The sequence below is a fragment of the Rhizobium hidalgonense genome (assembly GCF_002914525.1).
GTDB lineage: Bacteria > Pseudomonadota > Alphaproteobacteria > Rhizobiales > Rhizobiaceae > Rhizobium > Rhizobium hidalgonense.
Genome location: NZ_LODW01000033.1, coordinates 148,331 through 168,243, shown reverse-complemented (window position 1 = coordinate 168,243; position 19,913 = coordinate 148,331). Strand labels below are relative to the sequence as shown.

General features: G+C 59.6%; 20 protein-coding genes and 2 tRNA genes. 9 read left to right on the top strand and 13 right to left on the bottom strand.

Annotated elements, in window-relative coordinates; genetic code table 11:
• Nucleotides 1-42 precede the first annotated feature (42 nt).
• Complete coding sequence (locus tag ATY29_RS03440; RefSeq protein ID WP_003573563.1) at nt 43-1,260, bottom strand: deoxyguanosinetriphosphate triphosphohydrolase; 1,218 nt, start codon at nt 1,258-1,260, stop codon at nt 43-45.
• A gap of 222 nt (nt 1,261-1,482) precedes the next feature.
• On the opposite strand from ATY29_RS03440, the gene erpA reads away from it, so the two are divergent.
• Together erpA and xth are read left to right on the top strand one after the other, a co-directional pair.
• Nucleotides 1,483-1,815 carry an iron-sulfur cluster insertion protein ErpA gene (gene erpA, locus ATY29_RS03435; RefSeq protein ID WP_003573565.1) on the top strand — a complete coding sequence of 111 codons (333 nt, stop codon included), beginning with the start codon at nt 1,483-1,485 and terminating at the stop codon, nt 1,813-1,815.
• 185 nt (nt 1,816-2,000) lie between these two features.
• Nucleotides 2,001-2,792: an exodeoxyribonuclease III gene (xth, locus tag ATY29_RS03430; RefSeq protein WP_097535171.1), complete on the top strand. Its 792-nt coding sequence runs from the start codon at nt 2,001-2,003 to the stop codon at nt 2,790-2,792.
• 15 nt (nt 2,793-2,807) lie between these two features.
• Here the strand turns inward: xth and exoR are convergent, their stop codons facing one another.
• From exoR to ATY29_RS03395, 7 genes are all read right to left on the bottom strand, one after another.
• On the bottom strand, nt 2,808-3,611 hold the full coding sequence (exoR, locus tag ATY29_RS03425; protein ID WP_003573569.1) for an exopolysaccharide production regulator ExoR: 804 nt from the start codon (nt 3,609-3,611) through the stop codon (nt 2,808-2,810).
• Between the two features lie 19 nt (nt 3,612-3,630).
• Nucleotides 3,631-4,191, bottom strand: coding sequence for a hypothetical protein (locus tag ATY29_RS03420; RefSeq protein ID WP_003573571.1), 561 nt, complete (start codon nt 4,189-4,191; stop codon nt 3,631-3,633).
• Between the two features lie 141 nt (nt 4,192-4,332).
• Nucleotides 4,333-5,595: an OmpP1/FadL family transporter gene (locus ATY29_RS03415; protein WP_097535169.1), complete on the bottom strand. Its 1,263-nt coding sequence runs from the start codon at nt 5,593-5,595 to the stop codon at nt 4,333-4,335.
• A gap of 397 nt (nt 5,596-5,992) precedes the next feature.
• Nucleotides 5,993-8,836: a valine--tRNA ligase gene (locus tag ATY29_RS03410; protein WP_097535167.1), complete on the bottom strand. Its 2,844-nt coding sequence runs from the start codon at nt 8,834-8,836 to the stop codon at nt 5,993-5,995.
• A 116-nt stretch (nt 8,837-8,952) separates the two neighbouring features.
• Entirely contained in the window at nt 8,953-9,822 is an 870-nt protein-coding gene (locus ATY29_RS03405) for a DUF2497 domain-containing protein (RefSeq protein ID WP_097535165.1), read from the bottom strand.
• Between the two features lie 253 nt (nt 9,823-10,075).
• Nucleotides 10,076-10,741, bottom strand: a complete 666-nt coding sequence (locus tag ATY29_RS03400; protein ID WP_172643059.1) for a protein-L-isoaspartate O-methyltransferase family protein — start codon at nt 10,739-10,741, stop codon at nt 10,076-10,078.
• 489 nt (nt 10,742-11,230) lie between these two features.
• A tRNA-Cys gene (locus ATY29_RS03395) sits at nt 11,231-11,304 on the bottom strand.
• Nucleotides 11,305-11,553: 249 nt separating this feature from the next.
• Between ATY29_RS03395 and ATY29_RS03390 the strand changes: the two genes are divergently transcribed.
• A complete protein-coding gene (locus ATY29_RS03390; protein WP_097535163.1) occupies nt 11,554-11,889 on the top strand; it encodes a KTSC domain-containing protein in 336 nt (111 codons plus the stop codon).
• Here the strand turns inward: ATY29_RS03390 and ATY29_RS03385 are convergent.
• Nucleotides 11,876-12,205: a hypothetical protein gene (locus ATY29_RS03385; RefSeq protein ID WP_097535161.1), complete on the bottom strand. Its 330-nt coding sequence runs from the start codon at nt 12,203-12,205 to the stop codon at nt 11,876-11,878. The two genes, ATY29_RS03390 and ATY29_RS03385, sit on opposite strands and share 14 nt — an antisense overlap.
• A gap of 99 nt (nt 12,206-12,304) precedes the next feature.
• Entirely contained in the window at nt 12,305-12,622 is a 318-nt protein-coding gene (locus ATY29_RS03380) for a hypothetical protein (protein ID WP_025416048.1), read from the bottom strand.
• 117 nt (nt 12,623-12,739) lie between these two features.
• Here ATY29_RS03380 and ATY29_RS03375 point away from each other — a divergent pair.
• Nucleotides 12,740-12,814: transfer RNA gene (locus ATY29_RS03375), tRNA-Asn, on the top strand.
• A gap of 637 nt (nt 12,815-13,451) precedes the next feature.
• On the opposite strand, the gene ATY29_RS03365 is transcribed toward ATY29_RS03375, so the two are convergent.
• Together ATY29_RS03365 and ATY29_RS37420 are read right to left on the bottom strand one after the other, a co-directional pair.
• Nucleotides 13,452-13,766, bottom strand: coding sequence for a hypothetical protein (locus ATY29_RS03365; RefSeq protein ID WP_025415995.1), 315 nt, complete (start codon nt 13,764-13,766; stop codon nt 13,452-13,454).
• Nucleotides 13,767-14,440: 674 nt separating this feature from the next.
• On the bottom strand, nt 14,441-14,620 hold the full coding sequence (locus tag ATY29_RS37420) for a hypothetical protein (protein ID WP_003573590.1): 180 nt from the start codon (nt 14,618-14,620) through the stop codon (nt 14,441-14,443).
• A 374-nt stretch (nt 14,621-14,994) separates the two neighbouring features.
• Between ATY29_RS37420 and ATY29_RS03350 the strand changes: the two genes are divergently transcribed.
• The 5 genes from ATY29_RS03350 to ATY29_RS03330 all read left to right on the top strand — a co-directional run bounded on the left by ATY29_RS03350 (nt 14,995) and on the right by ATY29_RS03330 (nt 19,381).
• Nucleotides 14,995-15,204: a hypothetical protein gene (locus ATY29_RS03350; RefSeq protein WP_244597339.1), complete on the top strand. Its 210-nt coding sequence runs from the start codon at nt 14,995-14,997 to the stop codon at nt 15,202-15,204.
• Nucleotides 15,201-15,407: a hypothetical protein gene (locus ATY29_RS03345; RefSeq protein WP_097535157.1), complete on the top strand. Its 207-nt coding sequence runs from the start codon at nt 15,201-15,203 to the stop codon at nt 15,405-15,407. The genes ATY29_RS03350 and ATY29_RS03345 overlap by 4 nt, the downstream gene beginning before the upstream one ends.
• A gap of 274 nt (nt 15,408-15,681) precedes the next feature.
• On the top strand, nt 15,682-16,578 hold the full coding sequence (locus ATY29_RS03340; protein WP_097535155.1) for a hypothetical protein: 897 nt from the start codon (nt 15,682-15,684) through the stop codon (nt 16,576-16,578).
• A gap of 177 nt (nt 16,579-16,755) precedes the next feature.
• Nucleotides 16,756-18,870 (top strand): catalase, encoded by a 2,115-nt coding sequence (gene katE, locus ATY29_RS03335; RefSeq protein WP_097535153.1) that lies wholly within the window; start codon nt 16,756-16,758, stop codon nt 18,868-18,870.
• Between the two features lie 151 nt (nt 18,871-19,021).
• On the top strand, nt 19,022-19,381 hold the full coding sequence (locus tag ATY29_RS03330) for a low affinity iron permease family protein (protein ID WP_003573598.1): 360 nt from the start codon (nt 19,022-19,024) through the stop codon (nt 19,379-19,381).
• A gap of 26 nt (nt 19,382-19,407) precedes the next feature.
• Here the strand turns inward: ATY29_RS03330 and ATY29_RS03325 are convergent, their stop codons facing one another.
• Nucleotides 19,408-19,815, bottom strand: a complete 408-nt coding sequence (locus ATY29_RS03325; RefSeq protein WP_037092934.1) for a low affinity iron permease family protein — start codon at nt 19,813-19,815, stop codon at nt 19,408-19,410.
• Between the last annotated feature and the right edge of the window lie 98 nt (nt 19,816-19,913).

Below are 19,913 nucleotides of genomic sequence, written 5' to 3'. Positions count from 1 at the left end.
GTGCCAAAGGCTCAAATCCGCCCTTGGCGGGGCGACCGCTGCCTATCGCAAATCCGGAGTGTGGTCAAACAATCGCCTGTGGGCGCTGATCGCATAGGTGTCGGTCATGCCGGCGAGGTAATCGCCGACATGGCGGGCCTTCGGTGCATCGGCGAGGCCGGCGATATGGTCGACCCAGTAATGGCTCTGCATCTCCTTGGGATTGGCCATATAGGCGGCAAAGAGATCGGTGACGATCTGGGCGGCACCGGCGCGGATGCGCATGATATCGGGATTGCGATAGATGCGCTTGAAAAGCATCGCCTTGATCTGCCGGTCGGTTTCGGCCATCGCCTCGGAGAAGGTGGCGATGACCCGGTCGACGGCGCGGATGTCGGCGGCGCTCTCGGGGCGCAGCAGCAAAAGGCGCTCCTGCGCAACGCCGATTACGTCTTCAACCATGCGGGTGATCTGCCGGCGCATGATTTCATGGGTGAAGCGGCTCGGTTCCAGATGCGGATACCGGTCCCTCACCTCGGCCATCAGCCCGGCAAGGAACGGGATTTCCTCCAGCATATCGAAAGTCAGGTAGCCGGAGCGCAGCCCGTCGTCGATATCGTGGGTGTTGTAGGCGATGTCGTCGGCGATCGCCGCCACCTGGGCCTCGAGGCTGGCATAAGTTGCAAGCTCGAGATCGTGCAGTTCGCAATAATCGAGGATCGGCTGCGGCACGGGCCCGCGCGTGCCGACACCATCCGGCGTCAGCAGCGGACCATTGTGCTTGACCAGACCTTCGAGGCTTTCCCATGTCAGGTTGATGCCGTCGAATTCGGCATACCGCCGCTCCAGCTTGGTCACGATGCGCAGCGATTGGGCATTGTGATCGAAGCCGCCATAAGGCAGCAGCACCTCGTGCAGCGCGTCCTCACCGGTATGACCGAACGGCGTGTGGCCGAAATCATGCACCAGCGCCACGCCCTCGGCCAGATCCTCGTCGAGCTTCAGGGCGCGGGCGAGCGCGCGGGCAATCTGCGCCACCTCGATCGTATGCGTCAGCCGGGTGCGGTAGTGATCGCCGTCCTGGGCAATGAAGACCTGGGTCTTGTGCTTCAGCCGGCGGAAGGCGGTAGTATGGACGATGCGGTCGCGGTCGCGCTGGAAATCGGAGCGCGTCGGGCTTCCGTCCTCGTGATAGAGCCGTCCGCGGCTCGTCCAGGGGTCTGCCGCATAGACCGCCCTCTCACCGCTGCCGAAACCTAAAGCACGCCTATCGATCGTCATTCTTCACAGTCATCCTGCATGTTGCCGCATCTGCCCATTGACGCCGCTTTGCCCTCTTCATACCTATAGCCCGAAGAAACGGCAAAGAGGCACTTTCTCATCCACCTCGGCGCATCGTGGCCTTTTTCCGAGGATCATGATAAGTTTGTTTGATATCAGGCATTTGAACATTCAAGTGCCAAAACCCATTCTCTCCGGATCTTGACCCCGGCAGGAGGAAACATGACGGATACGAGTGTAACCCTTTCAGATGCCGCAGCAAAGCGTATCGCTGCGATCGTCGGCGCCGAAGCCGGCAAGAGCGCGTTGCGCGTCTCCGTCGAAGGCGGCGGCTGTTCGGGCTTTTCCTACAAGTTCGACCTTGCCGACGGCGCCGGCGACGACGACATCATCGTCGAAAAGAACGACGCCAAAGTGCTGATCGACAGCCTTTCGCTCGTCTACATGGCGGGCTCGGAGATCGACTTCGTCGACAATCTGCTTGGCCAATCCTTCCAGATCAAGAACCCGAATGCGGTGGCAAGCTGCGGCTGCGGCACCAGCTTCTCGATCTGAAGATCTGAACCTAAGGCATTGTCCCCATCGAACCGGCCGAAGAACTGCTTCCGGCCGGTTTATCGTCTTGTCCCCTGGCGAAATACCGCGATACAAGAAGCCCGCTAAAGCTGCATCGACGCTGATTCATGCGGCACGCTTTAGCTCTTTGTTTTTACGCATGTCGTCATGAACGGGACAGAGCCATGAAGATCGCGACCTGGAACATCAACGGCGTCAAGGCGCGCATCGACAATCTCACGCAATGGCTCAAGGATTCCGATCCGGATATCGTCTGCCTGCAGGAGATCAAGACGGTCGACGAAGGTTTTCCCAGGCTGGAGATCGAAGCGCTCGGCTATCACGTCGAAACACACGGTCAAAAGGGCTTCAATGGCGTGGCGATCCTCTCCAAGAGTTCGCCTTCCGAAGTGAACCGCGGCCTGCCCGGCGATCCACTCGACGAACAGTCGCGCTTCCTCGAAGCCGTGTTCACGCTGCCCGACACACGCATCCTGCGCGTCTGCTGCATCTACCTGCCGAACGGCAACCCTGTCGACACGGAGAAATACCCCTACAAGCTCGCCTGGATGGAGCGCCTGCGGACCTTTGCCGCCGAACGGCTGGCCTATGAGGAGATGCTGGTGCTTGCCGGCGACTACAATGTCATCCCGGAACCGCACGATTGCTTCGATCCCAGGGTCTGGGAAAGTGATGCGCTGTTTCTGCCGCAGACGCGGGAGGCGTTCAGACGGCTCGAAAATCTCGGGCTGACGGATGCGGTGCGCGCGACGACGGATGCGACGCAGTTCTATTCGTTCTGGGACTATCAGGCCGGCGCCTGGCCGAAGAACAACGGCATCCGCATCGATCACCTGCTGCTATCGCCTGAGGCGGCCGACCGGATGACCTCGGCTGCGATCGAAAAACATGTACGAGCCTGGGAAAAGCCGTCCGACCACGTGCCTGTGATCGCCTATTTCGATTTCGCGGCCTGAGGCTTCCGTCCGAACTTAATCGTCAGAGCCGCTGGCGATGCTGTGCGACAGGGATACCGCCGTGCGGCGGTCGGCCTCGTTGGCAACCGAGAAGGCCTGTTCCTGCAGCGCTTCCATCCAGTTGCAATCCTTGGGCTTGCAGCGGTCGAGAGCGGCGGTCATCAAAGCGAGACCGCGGGCCGTCTGGCCTTCGTCGAAAAGAATATTGCCGAAAACCGCCATGGCGCCGGGATGACCGCTCTTGCGGGCCTGGTTTAGCCATTTCTTCGCCTGCTGCGGGCTGGCATTGCCACCCTCGCCGGCCAGCATCATCTGCGCCAGCTGGAACTGCGCCTCGGGGACGCCAAAGGTGGAGGCCACCTGAAAATAAAGCTGGCGCGCCTGGGTCAGGTCGATCCGGACCGGACTGCCTGATATGCCATGTTTGTAATAGTTGGCGAGCGAGAGCAGCGCGTTGACGAAGAAGCCGGTATCTTCCGAGCCGGGCTCGACACCCTGCTGGGCGATCTCGCTGTAGATCTTGAAGGCTTCGAAATCATCCTGCGTCACGCCGTCGCCATCGGCATACATGTTGGCAAGCGCCCAGCGCGAGCCGGTGTGGCCCTTTTCGGCAGCGTATTTATAGGCTTCGACCGCCTCTTCCTTCTGTCCGTTCTTATAGGCTTTGAAGCCGAACTTGAAGAGATCGAAGGGTCCGGATTCCTTGCTGACGGGGGCCTTGATGTCGAATGCGCGGACTGGGCCGGACAGCGCCAGCGCTACGGCCAAAGACATGCCCATCAGCATGAATTGGAACAGTTTGAACTCGGACGTCACCATTTCAACCGATTTCTTTCGCTCATCGCAGGCAGGAGGCAGCGGCGCTCGCGCCGTGCGTTCCGCGGATGTATTTCGTCGAGGCGAGCGATCCCGCGGCGAGCTCCATGGCTCCTTTGCCCGCGTCGCATCCAGCCCATTGACCTTCTCTCGAAGGCCGAATTCTCACCCCATCACTCAGAACCACCCGGCTCCCGGCATGGCCCGACTGCAATCTCCGTGGCACTCTTTCGGCAGGTGCGGCATCCGCCTTCCCGCCTTCACCATATTCGTAAACGGCAAATGTGACGAAACCGGTATCGGCGTCTCCGGCAATGCCGGGCTGCTGACCCGAGCGGGCCGAAAACGACAACAACGAACGGCTCGACGGCGCCGCCGCGAGGCCGGGTTGGCGGCCGGAACACCCTTGTGCGGAAAGCGAAACGCCCACAACCAAACGATTGCCGCCAATCGTATCGCGCGATCTGGTATTACCGGAAAAAAATCGACCCATGCTACTATTTACACGCACCGCAAGCCTGCCCACATCCTCGCCTGCAAATATCGCTGCGCTCTCTTTGTGGCGGGAAATGGACAATTTCACCCCGCCGCCACCTTACGCCAATCGTCGTAAAAAAGTGTTGCGGAATCGTCACAAAACGGGATGAGAAAATGGCATGATTAACGGGCGTGAATAAAGAAGAGCCCGGTAGTGCCGGGCTCGTCAATTCTTCAAATGGGAGGATTAGAACTTGACCTTTAGGCTGGTCGACAGTGCAGCGACCAGATCGTTGCCAAAGGAATAGGAGACATCATCTCCGAAGGTGACGCCGTTCCGGGTCATGACCCCGGACGAACCGCTCGTCAACACGCCCACGGCACCGGCGACACGCCATTCAATATGTTCGGTCGGTGTGTAGGCTGCACCGAGCCCCACGGTCCAGCTGTCGGTCTGCGCGCCATAGCCCTGGCTGGTGCCGCGGTCCCATGTCAGGCTGACTGCACCGGACCACTGATCGTTGAACTTGTGGCCCACGCCACCGCTGATCGTCCAGCCATCCTGATAAAGCAGGTCGAGCGAGGTTAGCTCCGTCGAGCCGCCGGATTTGCAGGCAACCACGCCCTTGGTCGACGTCGGGCAGAAAGGCACGGATTGCAGGACACTCCAGTTCGTCCACTTGACCGACCCGAAGGCCAGCCAATCCGGAGCGATTCCGCTTTGCAGCTTCAGCTCCAGCGAATCCGGCGCTTCGGCGGAACCAAAAACAGGTGTGACTTGGCCGCCAAACATCGGGACAACCGGAACCTGACGGAGGTCAACAGTCCCGGTCAAGTTATCGTACTTGACGCGGCTGTTATAGACGAGGCTCGCACGCATCGCATATTCCGGAATCTCGTAAGCGAGACCCGCACGCCAGCCCCAGCCGCTATCGTCGAGATCCAGGCGGCCGACGCCAGTTCCAGTACCGAACAGAAGCGGAACCGTTGAAACCAGACGTTCTTTGAAGCCTTCGACTTCCTGATAGAAAGCGCCGCCGATGAAGCGAAGCTGTCCAGGGCCGACATCAAAACGATAGGAGCAGGTGCCGCCATAGTTGCGAGTCTTGATCTCTGTCTCAATGTTATTGTTGGCGCCGGCCCAGTTCGAACCGGGGTCGGTATGCGCGCCGAAGGGCTCCGAATAGTCGACAAGGCAGTCGACTGCATCGCCGAAACCAGCCTTAAAGCCGATATAGGGGATCGTGTAATTTGAGGTCTCGTCGGCGGAGTTTGGACGGCTGTTCAGATTGCCGCCTGAAGATAGCGACGTCTCCGTATCGCGGACGTCCTTCAGCTTGCGCTGCGGCGTGACGTAGGTCACGCCCGACTGAAATGAGAAAGGCGACGTATCGAACAGCTGATCGATATTGTATCCACCGCGCTCCAGACCGCCGGCGAAGGACGGGGATGCAAGCGACGAAAAAAGAACGAGCGACGTAACGCCCTTGGAAAACCTACGCGATGCCATTGTGTCTCCCCCACTCCAGCAATTGATGTGACGCCACTCTAGTAAGTGTTCGCTCGACCTGGCAACGCGCCCCACGGCGGTGCTCCCAGGCCTTAGATCGGCCAACTTACGTAAAGAAATTGACGGACACGTCAAAAAATCTGGTTAATAAAATTTTATTCCAGAGCGGCCGATTTTCAGATGGGGTTTTGGGTTTTCATTCCACACATTGCGGAAGCTGTATCAATCCGACAACAGTGACAGTTTTCGCCCGCAGGAGGCCCGGGAAGCCACAATCCACAGCCTTAGCGCCTGAAATCAGCGTTTTCAGGACCGAATCAACGCGCGCCCAAACGACAAAAGACGCGCCCCTGGGGAGCGCGTCTTTGAAATAGCTTGCCAAAACGAGGGCTGAAACTTATCCGGCTTCGCTCACCCTGGAGAGCGCGGTCTTCAAGCTGGCGATCTGCCCCTTCAGCTCCTCGAGGCGCTCACGCTCGGCGTCGACCACGTCGGGATTGGCATTGGCGACAAACTTCTCGTTGGAGAGCTTGCCGTCGATGCGCGAGATCTCCCCTTCCATTTTGCCGATCGCCTTTTCCAGCCGGGCTTTTTCAGCGGAAAGGTCGATCAGATTGCCGAGCGGCAGGCAGATGGTCGCCTCGTCGACGACGATCTGAGCAGCCCCCTTCGGCGCATCGTCGGCCAGCGATATCGCCTCGACGCGCGCAAGCCGCTTGATGGCGGCGTCGTGGCGGAACAGCCTTTCGCGCGTCAGGTTGTTGGCCTTGACGACGACGAGCGGCGCTGTCGCCGACGGCGGCACGTTCATTTCGGCGCGCACCGAGCGGATGCCGGAGACGAGGTCGATCAGCCAGTTGATCTCGTCGGCGGCCCCGTTATCGGCATAGGAGGGCGAGGGCCATTCGGCATGGCAGACCAAGGTGTCGCGCTCCTTGCCCTCGCCTGCCGTATGCGCCCAGAGCTCTTCGGTCATGAAGGGCATGAAGGGATGCAGCAGCTTGTAGATCTCTTCGAGGATATAGGCGCTGCAGGCCTGCGCCTCGGCCTTGGCGCCCTCGTCCTCGCCGTTGAAGACCGGCTTTAGCAGTTCGAGATACCAGTCGCAGACCTCGTTCCAGACGAAACGGTAGAGCGCGCCGGCGGCATCGTTGAAACGGAAGGATTCGAGCGCTTCCGTAACGTCACGTTCCGTACGGGCAAGTTCCGTCAGGATCCATCGGTTGATGGTGAGTTCGGCAGCCTCGGGCACGAAATACGGATCACTCTTGGCACCGTTCATCTCGGCGAAACGCGTGGCGTTCCAGAGCTTGGTGCCGAAATTGCGATAGCCTGCGATGCGGGCCGGATCGAGCTTCACGTCGCGGCCCTGCGCCGCCATGATTGCCAGGGTGAAACGCAGCGCATCGGCGCCGTATTCGTCGATCAATTCCAGGGGATCGATGACGTTGCCCTTGGACTTCGACATCTTCTGCCCATTCTTGTCGCGCACCAGCGCGTGAATGTAGATCGTATGGAAGGGTTCGACGGGATCGCCATTCTCGTCCTTCATGAAATGCAGGCCCATCTGCATCATGCGAACGACCCAGAACGGAATGATATCGAAACCTGTGACCAGAACACTCGTCGGATAGTAGCGGGCAAGTTCCGGCGTCTGGTCGGGCCAACCGAGAGTCGAGAAGGGCCAGAGCGCGGAGGAGAACCACGTATCGAGCACGTCTTCATCGCGCGTCAGGATTTCGCCCGGTTTGAAGTTTTCGAGCAGGTCCTCGACATAGGCCTTCATCGGCCCCTCATGCGAGAGGTAATGCTGGATCGCCGCCTGCAGCGCCTCCTCCTCGGTCTGCTCGACGAAGACCTGACCATCCGGGCCATACCAGGCGGGAATCTGATGCCCCCACCAGAGTTGGCGCGAAATGCACCACGGCTCGATGTTCTCCAGCCAGTTGAAATAGGTGTTTTCCCAGTTCCTCGGAATGAACCTGGTTTTTCCCTCGCGAACGGATTCAAGCGCGGGCTGTCCCAATGTCTTATTGTCGACAAACCATTGTTCGGTCAGCCGCGGCTCGATCGGCACGCCGCCGCGGTCTCCGTGCGGAACCATATGCTTGTGCGGTTCGATCTTGTCGACGAGGCCGGCCTCCTCGAAAATCTCGACGATGATCTTGCGCGCGTAGAAACGGTCCTGCCCTTCCAGACGGTCCCAGGCGCCATGCAGTGCGGCCGGGTTGTCGAGGCCTTCGAGGAAATCCTCGTTGTCCTTGATGGTAATCGTGGCATCGACGTTCATAACGTTGATGGCGCGCAGCTTCGCGCGCTTGCCGACTTCGAAGTCGTTGAAGTCGTGCGCAGGCGTGATCTTCACCGCACCCGTGCCGGCCGTCGGGTCGGCATAGGAATCGGCGACGATCGGAACCTTGCGGCCGACGATCGGCAGGATGACATGCTTGCCGACGATCGATTTATAGCGCTCATCTTCGGGGTTCACGGCAATGCCGGTATCCCCGAGCATCGTCTCCGGCCGCGTCGTCGCAACGACGATATAGTCGCGCGTCTCGAATTCGGTCGGCTTGCCTTCCTCATCGAAGGCAATCGGATATTGATAGGTGACGCCGGGCTCGAGCGGATAGCGCAGATGCCACAGATGGCCCTTCACCTCGTGCTGCTCGACCTCCATGTCGGAAATAGCCGTCAGGAGTTTGGGGTCCCAATTGACGAGGCGCTTGTCCTTGTAGATCAGGCCTTCCTTGTAGAGCGTGACGAAAACTTCGAGCACGGCCTTCGACAGGCCTTCGTCCATGGTGAAGCGTTCGCGTGACCAGTCGCAGGACGCGCCCAACCGCTTCAGCTGGTTGAAGATCAGCCCGCCCGATTCAGCCTTCCACTCCCAGATCTTGTCGATGAAGGCCTCGCGGCCCATTTCGCGGCGGCCAGGCAGCTGCTGTTCCATCAGCTTGCGCTCGACGACCATCTGCGTGGCGATGCCGGCATGGTCCATGCCGGGCTGCCAGAGCACGTCCTTGCCGCGCATGCGCTCGAAGCGCACCATGATGTCCTGCAGCGTGTTGTTGAGCGCATGGCCCATGTGCAGCGAACCGGTGACATTCGGCGGCGGGATGACGATGGTGAAGGTCTCGGCCCCGGGCTTGGCGTTCGCGCCGGCGCGGAAAGCGTCTTCCTCATCCCATTTCGCGGCGATTTTGGGTTCGACGGCAGCAGAATCATAGGTCTTGTCGAGCATTTTCTGACCAATTTTCGAGGTTCGAGGGTGGCGTTTGTAAATAGGATGGGCACCGGCAAGTCAATAAAAAAGCCGCCCCGGAGACCGGAGCGGCTTTTCAGGAAAAAGCAATCCGATCAGCGGCGCGGGCCGCGCGCCACGCGCTCGATTTCCTCGCGCACCAGCCGCTCGACCAGCGTCGGCAGATTATCATCGAGCCATTCGCGCAGCATCGGGCGCAGCATATCCTCTGCGATCTCGTCCAGCGAGCGGCGCTCCGCACCGTCGATGGCGGCGGCGAGCTCTTCGAAGGAGCGGCTGATCTGCAGGCCGGCATTCTCGGAAAGCAGGTTCGGCTGAACCTCGTCGGCGAGGCTCGGCAGAAAACGCTCGGCCGAGGACTGGACCGGTTCCAAAGGCGGCAACGCCGTCTCCACGGCAGGCGCCGGCTCGGCGACTGCGACCGCCGGGGTTTCTGCAAACACCGGCGCCTCGACCGGCTGCTGAATTGCGACCTGCTGAACGGACGGGGTAGCCTCGAAAACAGGCTGAGCCGACTGCGGCTGCGGTGCCGCGGCGCGCGGCGCTTCCGGCATCGGGGCCGGCTGCGGCTCGGGCTGACGGAAGCCGCTCGGAATTTCGCGCAGTGCCTGACCGGCCTGCACGGCGCTGCGCTCGGAGGCGGCGCGCACGCGGGCGGCGACATCGGCAAGCGACAGGGCGCGGGCCGGCACTTCAGCTTCGGGGGCGGTGCCGGCCGAATTGGCGGCAACGAAACGCGGATCGGAGGAGCGCAGGGCCGGCTCGGGGAACTCCACGCCGGCATAGGTGTCATCCACCGTCAGATGGATTTCGGAGCCGTTGTCATCCTCGTCGGCGCCGTAGACCGGCGGCAGGGATGCGGAAATCGCCTTGCCCGCGCCGGGCTCATTGCTTTCGATGATCTGGCGGATGGAGGCCAGAATTTCTTCCATGGACGGTTCACGCGCTACACTTGGCTGAGCCATTTCTATCCCCGTTATCCAAAAACAACGACCGGACGATGTGGAGCGTTCATCCGAATCACCACGACCTTAGAATACCCCAGCCATGAAAAAAATCATCGCGAATCAATTGAGTGCGGCCATGCACAGTTTTGTTACCTGGTGTTTTCGACATGGCGGCGTCAGGATAAATCATGTTTGTGAAGGCGCTCACGCGGCCCCGATAAAAAAATGGGCGCCGATGGCGCCCATTGCTAAACGCATCGACAAAATCAGATCAGAAAACGAACTCGCGCACCTTGGCGAAACCCGGCAGCGGCTTGACCGAAGCGTTGAAGAAGACGTTTTCCGAAACGGCGCCGCGCTCGGCGACGAACACTTTGGCGCGGGCGGCATTGCCGTAACCTTCGACCGTCACAAGACGGCCGCCATCACGCAATTGACCGAGAAGAGCTGTCGGAACCTCCTCGACTGCGCCATTGACGAAAATCAGATCATAGGGAGCGCCGGCAGCGTAGCCCTTTTCGAGCGGCCCGGTGACCACCTCGACCTTGGCGTAGCCGGCGAGCTGCGTCTTCGCCTCGGCGGCCAGCGCCTCGTCGCATTCGAGGGCGATGACCGAGCCGGCAATGATCGACAGCAGCGCCGATGTGTAACCGGTGCCGCAGCCGACTTCGAGAACGAAATCATCCTTGGTGATCGCGGCCAGCTGCAGCAGCTTGGCGAGCGGCGATGCCTCCATCAGGAAGCGTGCCGGCTTTCCGGGTGCGGCAGCCGATATCTCGACGTCGTTGTCGATATAGGCCAGCAGCTTCGCCTTCTCCGGCACGAATGCCTCACGCGGCACCGTGAGAAACGCCGTCAGCACGGAATGCGACGTAACGTCCGTCGTGCGAACCTGGGTGTCGACCATCTTTGCGCGCGCTGCTTCGAAATCCATCATGTCCTCTCGCTCTTGAAAGCGGTTCCTGTCCCTCGTCTCTTAATCCCCGCCACCGATGCTTTCAAGGCTTGGCAGCCGCCGGCGAAAAGAATCCGACAAACGCTTCTTCCGCGCCACAGAGGCAATGAGGCGCTGCAACGCAACGTGGAATCCCCTGCCCCTTCATGTTATTGTTTTCAACGGAGGAAATAGGAGGAGCAGGCCATGTCTGCGATTTTGGAGTATTTGACGCTGTTCGACTTCTTCATCCTTGCAGCGCTCATCGGCATCTTCTGCTGCGGGCTGCTGGACGGCGAAACGACCTTGAAGTGATAAGGGCGCGCGAACGCGCTCAAACATCGTCTCCGCATAGAGTCTGTGGCAATCCCATGCCGACGGACGTCACGACATGCGACGGTACGCGGCGCGGGTGGCACTGCGCCTCAGGCGCCAATGCGGGCGTCGCCGCCTGGGTGCATTTCAGCCGAGTTATGTCATGTGGGAAGATGTTGGAGGCCTCGCCCGGAATTGAACCGGGGTACAAGGATTTGCAGTCCTCTGCGTCACCACTCCGCCACGAGGCCTCACGGGCTCGTTATCTGAGCCGTGGCGAGCGTTTAGAATGATCGTAAGGAAATCGCAAGAGGGCATTTCCGAAAAACGCTATTCCGCAGTTGCCGAAAGGACCGTTTTCTAGCGCACGTCACAGGCTGGAAATTCCATGACCGTAGCGATGCCCCGCTGCCCGCCCTGATCGCATTTGAAACAAATCGTTAGCTTGACGATCGCCCCGCGGGCCTCATATTGCCTCCGGGAGGGTGATAGGAGCTGCAATGGATTGGGCTGCCCTCAAATCGAAGCACGCGCGTGCCGCATATGATGCCGAGAGCCGGGATCTTCATGTAAAATTCCCGGGTTCTCCAACCGTCAAACATGCGGACATTCCACCGCACGTCTACCAGAACCTGCTGGAAACGACCGATCCGCACTTCTACTACAACTATTATATTGCGCCCTCCCGCGTATCACCGGGCCGCAGATATGCGGTTTCCGTGTCCTACGCGATGAAGCTCGTCCTCATCCTGGCCGCCTGCAGCCTGTTGTTGGCCACCAGCCTTGATCCGGATCATGGCGGCACTTTCGAGGAAAGCGAACTCAGATCGAATTAGGCCGATGCCGGCTGAATTGCAGCGCGGCAATGCGGCTGGATGCAGCCTCGAAATTGTCGCTTCTGTTCTGGTTGCGAAAGCGGCGATCGTCCCGGCCGCGGTCGTTGTCGCCATCCCGCTCGTTCCGGCCGTTGAAATTGCGATAGTTGCGAGGACCTTTATAGCTGCCACCCTGGCCGTGATCGACCACGCAGCCTTCCGAACGACGGCAAATGCCGCGCGCGTCAAATCCGCGGCTATCGACCTGAGCCTCAGCGGGGAAAACGCCGGAGAAGATCGTCGCCGTGGACAGGGCGATTACAAAAAATGCCTTCATTTCCTCACCTGGCCCATTGGACGCGTTTTCGGCGTTTTACATTCCATAAACCACGAATGCGAAAAGCGCTCCGCCGTTCCATGCCCCCCGGGGTGGTCGTCAGTCGGCCGGTTTCCGCCGCCTGTGCCACCAGACTGCCAGCCGCCGCCGAAGCCGGCGTGCGACCGGCAGATCGTGCGAAAGCACGAGGAAGCCGAGCGGCAGCATCCAGAAGCCCAGGATCGGCAGGAACCCCAGAAACCCACAAAGAATGAGGGCGACGCCGATTCCCATCCGCGCGATGCGCGAGCGCGGCAAGCCGATGCTGAAGGAGCCGAGCAATAGCCTGCCGCTCGCATGATCGATGCCGAAGCGCTTTGCCCGCTTCCCGGGCTTTTCGCCGCCCCTCGCCTCGCCGTAATCATTCCCGTTCGTCATTCCCCAGAGATGGGCGCAGGCATCCCAAATACAAGTTCATTTCATTTTTTTGAAAAAACCGCTTGGCAAATCGGGAAAGCATTTGTATTAGCCCACTCACACCGCGCCAAGCAGTGATCCCTGGTAGCTCAGCGGTAGAGCATTCGACTGTTAATCGACAGGTCGCCGGTTCGAATCCGGCCCGGGGAGCCATTTTTCAAGTTAATTGCCTGTTTCGTTGAGACGTCCGGAGCAGGCACTTACTTCCCCGCTTTTCTCCCCCTTTTGGATGCCCATGAGATCCGCGTTCTCTGCTGTGGAGGGTTTATTCCGGTCGATCTTCCCGTCAGCTCATCAACTGAGCTCCGGCGAAATCCAGAAGCCTGCGATCAATCTTGCTCAGAAGCTTGTCGCATCGGTCAAGACTGGATTGACGGCGCGCACCTCTACAGACATGAACCCGGCGATCAGGAACCGCCGCAGCCTCCTCTCGAATTGGCAATTTATGGTGAGTGCCCTCTTTACTACGATGGCGAGAAACGGAAACGCCGCCGGCCGGGCAGGCGACAAAGAGGTTGGCGCCCCCCTCGCCTAGCCCTAAATCAGCACTCCCTAATCCTTGCGAAAATTCACGAGGCGCATAAATTCAATCTACCGGATAGCTTTTGCTGGTGACCACGGATGTACTGGCACCGTGCGGATGCAATCAAAGAAGGGTCGGCGCGAGCATTCGCCCCGACCTTTTTCTTTGTTCAGGCGCCGGAAACAAAACGTCCGCCGGGTTGGTCGATCGACGGGCTGCTGTGGTGGCGTGGTGAGGTCAAGCCGACTGCTTCAAGTGAACTGCCGACTAAAAATCGAAGTACACGGTCACACCTGACCGACGACGATAGGGGTAATCGTCGCGATAGCCGTAATAGTCGCGATAGCCATACTGCCGAGGACGGTAGCACGAGCCGTAGTACCGGCAGTCGCGGTAAGCGTATCGGCTTTTCTTCCAGTGGCCATACGCATGTCCATTACCGTGGCGACGGTGTTTGACCTGCTCGACGTCGGCGGCGTGCATCGCCATGGCTTTCGGCACGACGATTGGCGTGGCGTTTAGCGGCAGGGCGAAAGATGCAGACAAGACCATGGCTGCAAGCGAGGAAAAAAGCATCTTCATCGGCACATCCTTTCAAGCCGCGATTCTGGGTTAATAAGCATTAACCTCCGATGAACGGCTGCGCGCTTGAAGGAAGACCGTCCGGCGCGCTGCTGCTGTTGGCGCAGGTGGTGACCGCGCCGGCCATCGGTGTTCATGCTGCCTGCAGGCGTCAAGGCAAGCACCCACCGGCAGCACAGCCGGCCGCCACCGGCTATCTGCGAGGGGTGCCGGGTGCCGCAAGCGGCATAAAGTTCCTGCACGAAAGCGCCGCTGGCGACCACGGGTAAACTGGGCCATGCAGATGATGGTTGGGGAGGGTCGGCGTGAACACGATCGCGCCGACCTCATTGCTTCAACTCCAAGAAAACCTCATCGAAGGCGGCCACCGCTCCTCGCACCGGGATTGGTCAGATCCCGACAGATAGCGGCGGATGTTGCCAAGCCGCATGTTCTTGTCTCGAGCGGCCATCTTTGCGTTGCCGGTTTGATGGTATACAGACTGCCGCAGAACGCGACCGCCATTAACTTAAGAATGGGGTCGGGCGGCAGATTGACGTCACGTCGCTGCCACGAGATCACGTGGCCGTTCTGTCTTGATCATGGGAGCACGCGTACCGGATAGCATCAGCGATGGCTCTCGGTATGGCGCCGCGGTTGGCCCGATGAAGCCGTAGCGGGCTGAGCCGACCGCCCTAGTAGCTGCACGAACGGCCGTCGCCAGGGCGAAATCCATCCGCACAAGCTGGGTTCATCGAATCTCCCGGCTGATATCCCGATGCCGAACCGTATGAATTCGGCGCGGTCGAGCAGGCCGAGGCTATGGCGGCAAGCGTGATCACTCCGGCAGCTAGAAATGCCCGTAATCCGTTCATCGATACTTCTCCAATTCAGGCCGTAGGCAAAATGATCGGTGCCTTCTGCCAAAAGAGAAATGGCAGGAGAAATTTCCGGCAATTCATCTCCGTCCAGAGCACCCCATGTGGAAACATATATGTATTCTCCTCGGCTGGCGTCAGCGGCGAACGCGCAATATTTCCGTCGATATCTGCGCCATCGCCCCTCCTCGCCGCACTTCGCCCGTTTTGGGTGGGTCGTCCAATCGCCCGTTCACACAGGGCCCGGAATGAGCTGCGCGGACTATCCCCCGCTCTTGACTCGGGATCTGACCGGAACATAATAAGAACATCGGCAATACTGCCGCCAATCTGAGAACTTGCATCTGATAACTCCGAAAGAGATCAAGGCCGTGCGTCCGCAAATCGCCGAGAAACTGGCAGAAGAAGCGCTGAAGGAAGACGTCGACGCAGTTGTCGCCTACCACGATGGCGACGTCCGTGCCGCCATCACGACGTTGCTGCTGGATTGCCGTCATTTGCGACTTCAGCTTGCCCTCGCAGAAGGGCAGACAATCGGCAGCATGACAGCGGGATCGCGGCCGACTGCCCAACGAACATGAAACATCGCCGCAGTATCGAGCTCGCGCCCCCTGAGGGCTTTGCCGTCGAGGAAAAGCAGACGCTCGCAACCTTGCCGCAATGGTTCGTCGTCCACGCCCGCTGTGGCGTCTGCGGTTACCAGTCACTTCTCGAGCGCCGGGGCATTGCCCGGCGCTGCGGCCTAGACCTGTCTCTCGCCAGACTGGCCGGACGCCTCAAATGACGAGAATGCGGCAACCGGTCCGACAATCTCTTGTTGCTTGGTAAGCTGCCGAGAGATTGACTTACACCGCTACCGGAGGGCGTTGGGAAATTCTTCCTGCCAGTTCCAAACCGGCCGGGAACAATCGGCGCAGTAAAAAGTTGAGTGGCATCAACAACGTAAGGTCAACCCTGACAGGAGGTCTCTCATGGGTCGCGGTATTCTACTTTGGCTGCTCGGTGTTCCACTGCCTATCATCATCCTTCTTGCTCTGTTTATGCGATAGGAACAGATCATGTCGGTTTCAATGATAGGTTCCGGAGAGGTTGCCACTCCGGTCGAATCCTCCAAATCGGCCATGACGTGGGGCCCCATCTTCGGCGGTGCTGCCGCTGCCATCGGCGTAACCCTGATCCTTCTGCTTCTCGGATCCGGGCTCGGGCTGACAATGGTCTCCCCCTGGTCGGGGCAAAGCAGTTCGCTCGGCACACTCGGCGTGACGGCGGCAATCTGGCTGGTTCTCGTGCAATGGCTTTCCTCAGCGCTCGGCGGCTATATTACCGGCCGGCTGCGGACGAAATGGGCGGCCGTTCACACGGATGAAGTTTTCTTCCGTGATACGGCGCATGGTTTCTTAAGTTGGGCTCTGGCGACCGTCTTCGTCGCCGGGTTTCTTGCATCGTCGCTGACCTCGCTGGCCGGCGCAGGTGCACAAGCCGTGGGGTCGGCGGCCACGGCCGCCGGTACGGCAGCAGCATCGTCGGCAACCTCGCCGGCGGACCTCTCCACTTCCTACTTTACCGACGCATTATTGCGCCCTGATCAGGCTCGCGCGGCGGCGACATCCAATGATGCCGCAGCAACATCCGAGGTATCACGCATCCTCCTCAACGGCGCCGCCCAAGGCCAGATTCCCGATGATGACAAGGCCTATCTTGCCACCATCGTTTCTGCTCGAACCGGTCTTTCAGAAGCCGATGCGCGCACTCGCGTCGACACGGTGCTGAAGCGCATCGACGATGCCAAGGTTGCCACCCAGAAAGCTGCCGATGAGGCACGCAAGGCGGCGTCGACCACGGCCTTGCTCGGCTCCTTGTCACTTCTGATTGGGGCTTTCATCGCCTCTGCCGCTGCAGCGTTTGGCGGATCGCAACGCGACGAAGAGGAAGATCTCCTCGTTACGCGGCTCTGACAACCGGCGGAAATCATCGGGCGCGGGGTCGAAAGACCCCGCGCCCTCTTTTATGCATCTGATTTAATGTCGTTATCACGCGCAACCCGTCGCGACGCCGCTGTTTATTTTGCCGCGGGCGGAACATGTCGCCATTTTTGAGCTTCGGTTAGGTCAAACGCTTTCCGGAGAAAATAAATGGCCAAGACGACGAAGACCTCGCCCTCGGACGACGCAACGATTCATGATCAGAAAATGCACCGCGGTGCAGGCGGTGAGCTGCATCAGTTTGCCGAAGACGGCATGCCGGTGCTGACCACAGCACAAGGCGGCCCGGTCTCCGACGATCAGAATACGCTCCGTCTCGGCGCCCGCGGCCCCGCCCTCATCGACGACTTCCATTTTCGCGAAAAGATCTTTCATTTCGATCACGAGCGCATCCCCGAGCGGGTCGTGCATGCGCGCGGTTACGGCGCCCATGGCTATTTCGAAACATATGAATCGCTGGCCGCCTATACCCGGGCCGATCTTTTCCAGCGGCCCGGCGAAAAGACACCGGCCTTCGTGCGGTTTTCGACGGTCGCCGGCAGCAAGGGGTCCTTCGATCTGGCGCGCGATGTCCGCGGCTTCGCGGTGAAGCTCTACACGCAGCAGGGGAATTGGGATCTGGTCGGCAACAACATTCCCGTTTTCTTCATTCAGGACGCGATCAAGTTTCCCGACGTCGTCCATTCCGTGAAGCCGGAGCCCGACAGGCAATTTCCGCAGGCGCAGTCGGCGCATGATAATTTCTGGGACTTCATCTCCCTCACCCCGGAAAGCATGCATATGATCATGTGGGTCATGTCGGACCGTGCCATCCCACGCTCCTTCCGTTTCATGGAGGGGTTTGGCGTTCACACCTTCCGCTTCGTGAACGCGGCCGATGAATCGACCTTCGTCAAATTCCACTGGAAACCGAAGCTCGGCCTGCAATCCGTCGCCTGGAACGAGGCGGTCAAGATCAACGGTGCGGATCCGGATTTCCATCGCCGCGACCTCTGGCAATCGATCCAGTCAGGCAACTTTCCGGAATGGGAACTTTGTGTTCAGCTTTTCGATCAGGACTTCGCCGACACGTTCGATTTCGACGTCCTCGATCCGACGAAGATCATTCCGGAAGAGATTCTGCCGGTCAAACCGGTCGGCCGGCTTGTGCTCAACCGCATGCCCGAAAACTTTTTCGCCGAGACCGAGCAGGTCGCCTTCATGACCCAGAACGTTCCGCCCGGCATCGATTTCAGCAACGATCCGCTGTTGCAGGGACGGAACTTCTCCTATCTCGACACGCAGCTGAAACGTCTGGGCGGCCCGAATTTCACGCATCTGCCGATCAACGCTCCGAAATGTCCCTTCCACAATTTCCAGCAGGACGGCCACATGGCGATGCGCAATCCCGTCGGGCGGGTCAATTACCAACCGAATTCGTGGAATCAGGGACCGCGAGAGTCGCCGGTTCAGGGCTATCGTCACTTCCCGGCCGAGGAGCAGGGTGCCAAGGTCCGGCTGCGGCCGGAAAGCTTTGCCGATCACTACAGCCAGGCCCGGCAGTTCTACATCAGCCAGACGCCGCCGGAGCAACGCCATATCGCCGCAGCGCTGACCTTCGAACTGAGCAAGGTCGAAACCCCGGTCATTCGCGAGCGCATGGTCTCGCATCTCCTGAACATCGACGAGACCCTGGCCGGCAAGGTCGGCCACGCACTCGGCTTCAAATCGATGCCGAAGCCTGCCGATGCCGCCATGCCGACACGCCAGGACCTCGAGCCGTCGCCGGCGCTCAGCATTATCGAGCGTGGTCCGCAGCGCTTCGAAGGGCGCAAGCTCGGTATTCTCGTCACCGATGGCAGCGACGCTGCGATCTTCAAGGCGCTGCTTGCCGAGATCACCGAACAGAAGGCAACCTTCGAAGTCATCGCGCCAAAGATCGGCGGCGTGACACTTTCCGACGGCAATTGGATCGAGGCGCATCAGATGATCGATGGCGGACCCTCGGTGCTCTACGACGCCGTCGCGCTGCTGCCCTCGTCAGAGGGAGCCAGCGATCTGCTGAAGGAGGCAACGGCCCATGATTTCGTGTCGGATGCCTTCGTGCACTGCAAGTTCATCGGCTATGTGAAAACCGCGCTGCCACTCATGCAGAGGGCCGGAATTGCAGATTCACTGGACGAGGGCGTGATTGCGCTTGGCGCGGCTGGGGATGTCGCAGCCTTCATCAAGGCGCTCGGCAAACTGCGTGTCTGGGGCCGGGAACCGTCGGTCAAACTGAATTGATCTCTTGTCGCCATGAGATACGGCCGTCGTCATATAAAACCCGCGGAAACGCGGGTTTTACACCGTTCGCGCCGCGCATTTTATTGAATGAGGGTGATGGAAACGGCTTCGATCTGCTCCATCTTCAATGTTGTGCGCTGTGGAGAGCCGTATGCGCTGGCGTTTTCGACAGATTTCCGACTTGGCCGTCTTGTGGGCAGGGCATCGCGCGGTACCTATAACGCTCATCATAGTCGCAGTCTTGTGGGCGGCAGTCGGTCTGCACTTATCTTACCCACGACAATGGTTTCTGCTGACCAACATGGTGGGGACTCTCATCGTATTTTTCATTTTATTGCTGGTGCAGCACTCCCAAAATCGGGACATGATGGCGCTCCAAACCAAGCTTGACGAACTGATCCGATCAAGCAAGGCCGGAAACCACTGGATTGCGGCCGAGAAGAAAGAGGCTGAGGCCATTGAGGAAATGCGCCAGCAACACCAAGACCAGATCTCAGAGACGATGAACTGAAGCGCGTCGCATCGAGGCGATATGCATCAGGTGGAGGTTGCCTGTGCCGCAGATTTCTCATCCGCTTTTTCCTCGACGCATTCGGCCTGCGCGGCAAGTGTCTTGCTCATTTCTCTGAGTTCACCCTCCTCCAGCTTTTCGATGCCGACGAACTTGTTGGCGGCCTGGCTCGTCAGGATGAGTTCGTCAAGCTTGGCCTGGACTGCTTTGCCGTCACGGTTCTGGCTATTCTGCAACACAAATACCATCAGGAAGGTAATGATGGTCGTGGTTGTGTTGATCACCAGTTGCCAGGTTTCAGAATAGCCGAAAAAAGGGCCGGAAACCGCCCAGCCAAGCACGAGCGTCAAAGCCGCGACAAAGGTGAACGGCTTTCCCGAAAAATCGGCGACGGCGGTTGCAAAAGAAGAGAAGAAGTTGGGTTTGTTCGACATCTGAAAAGCCTCGCTGGATCGCAGCATCATGCTGTCGATCGCCAACTTCAACGTCATTTCCGGGCCGAAGTTCCTCGGGCTGCCGAGCTGCCCACGCA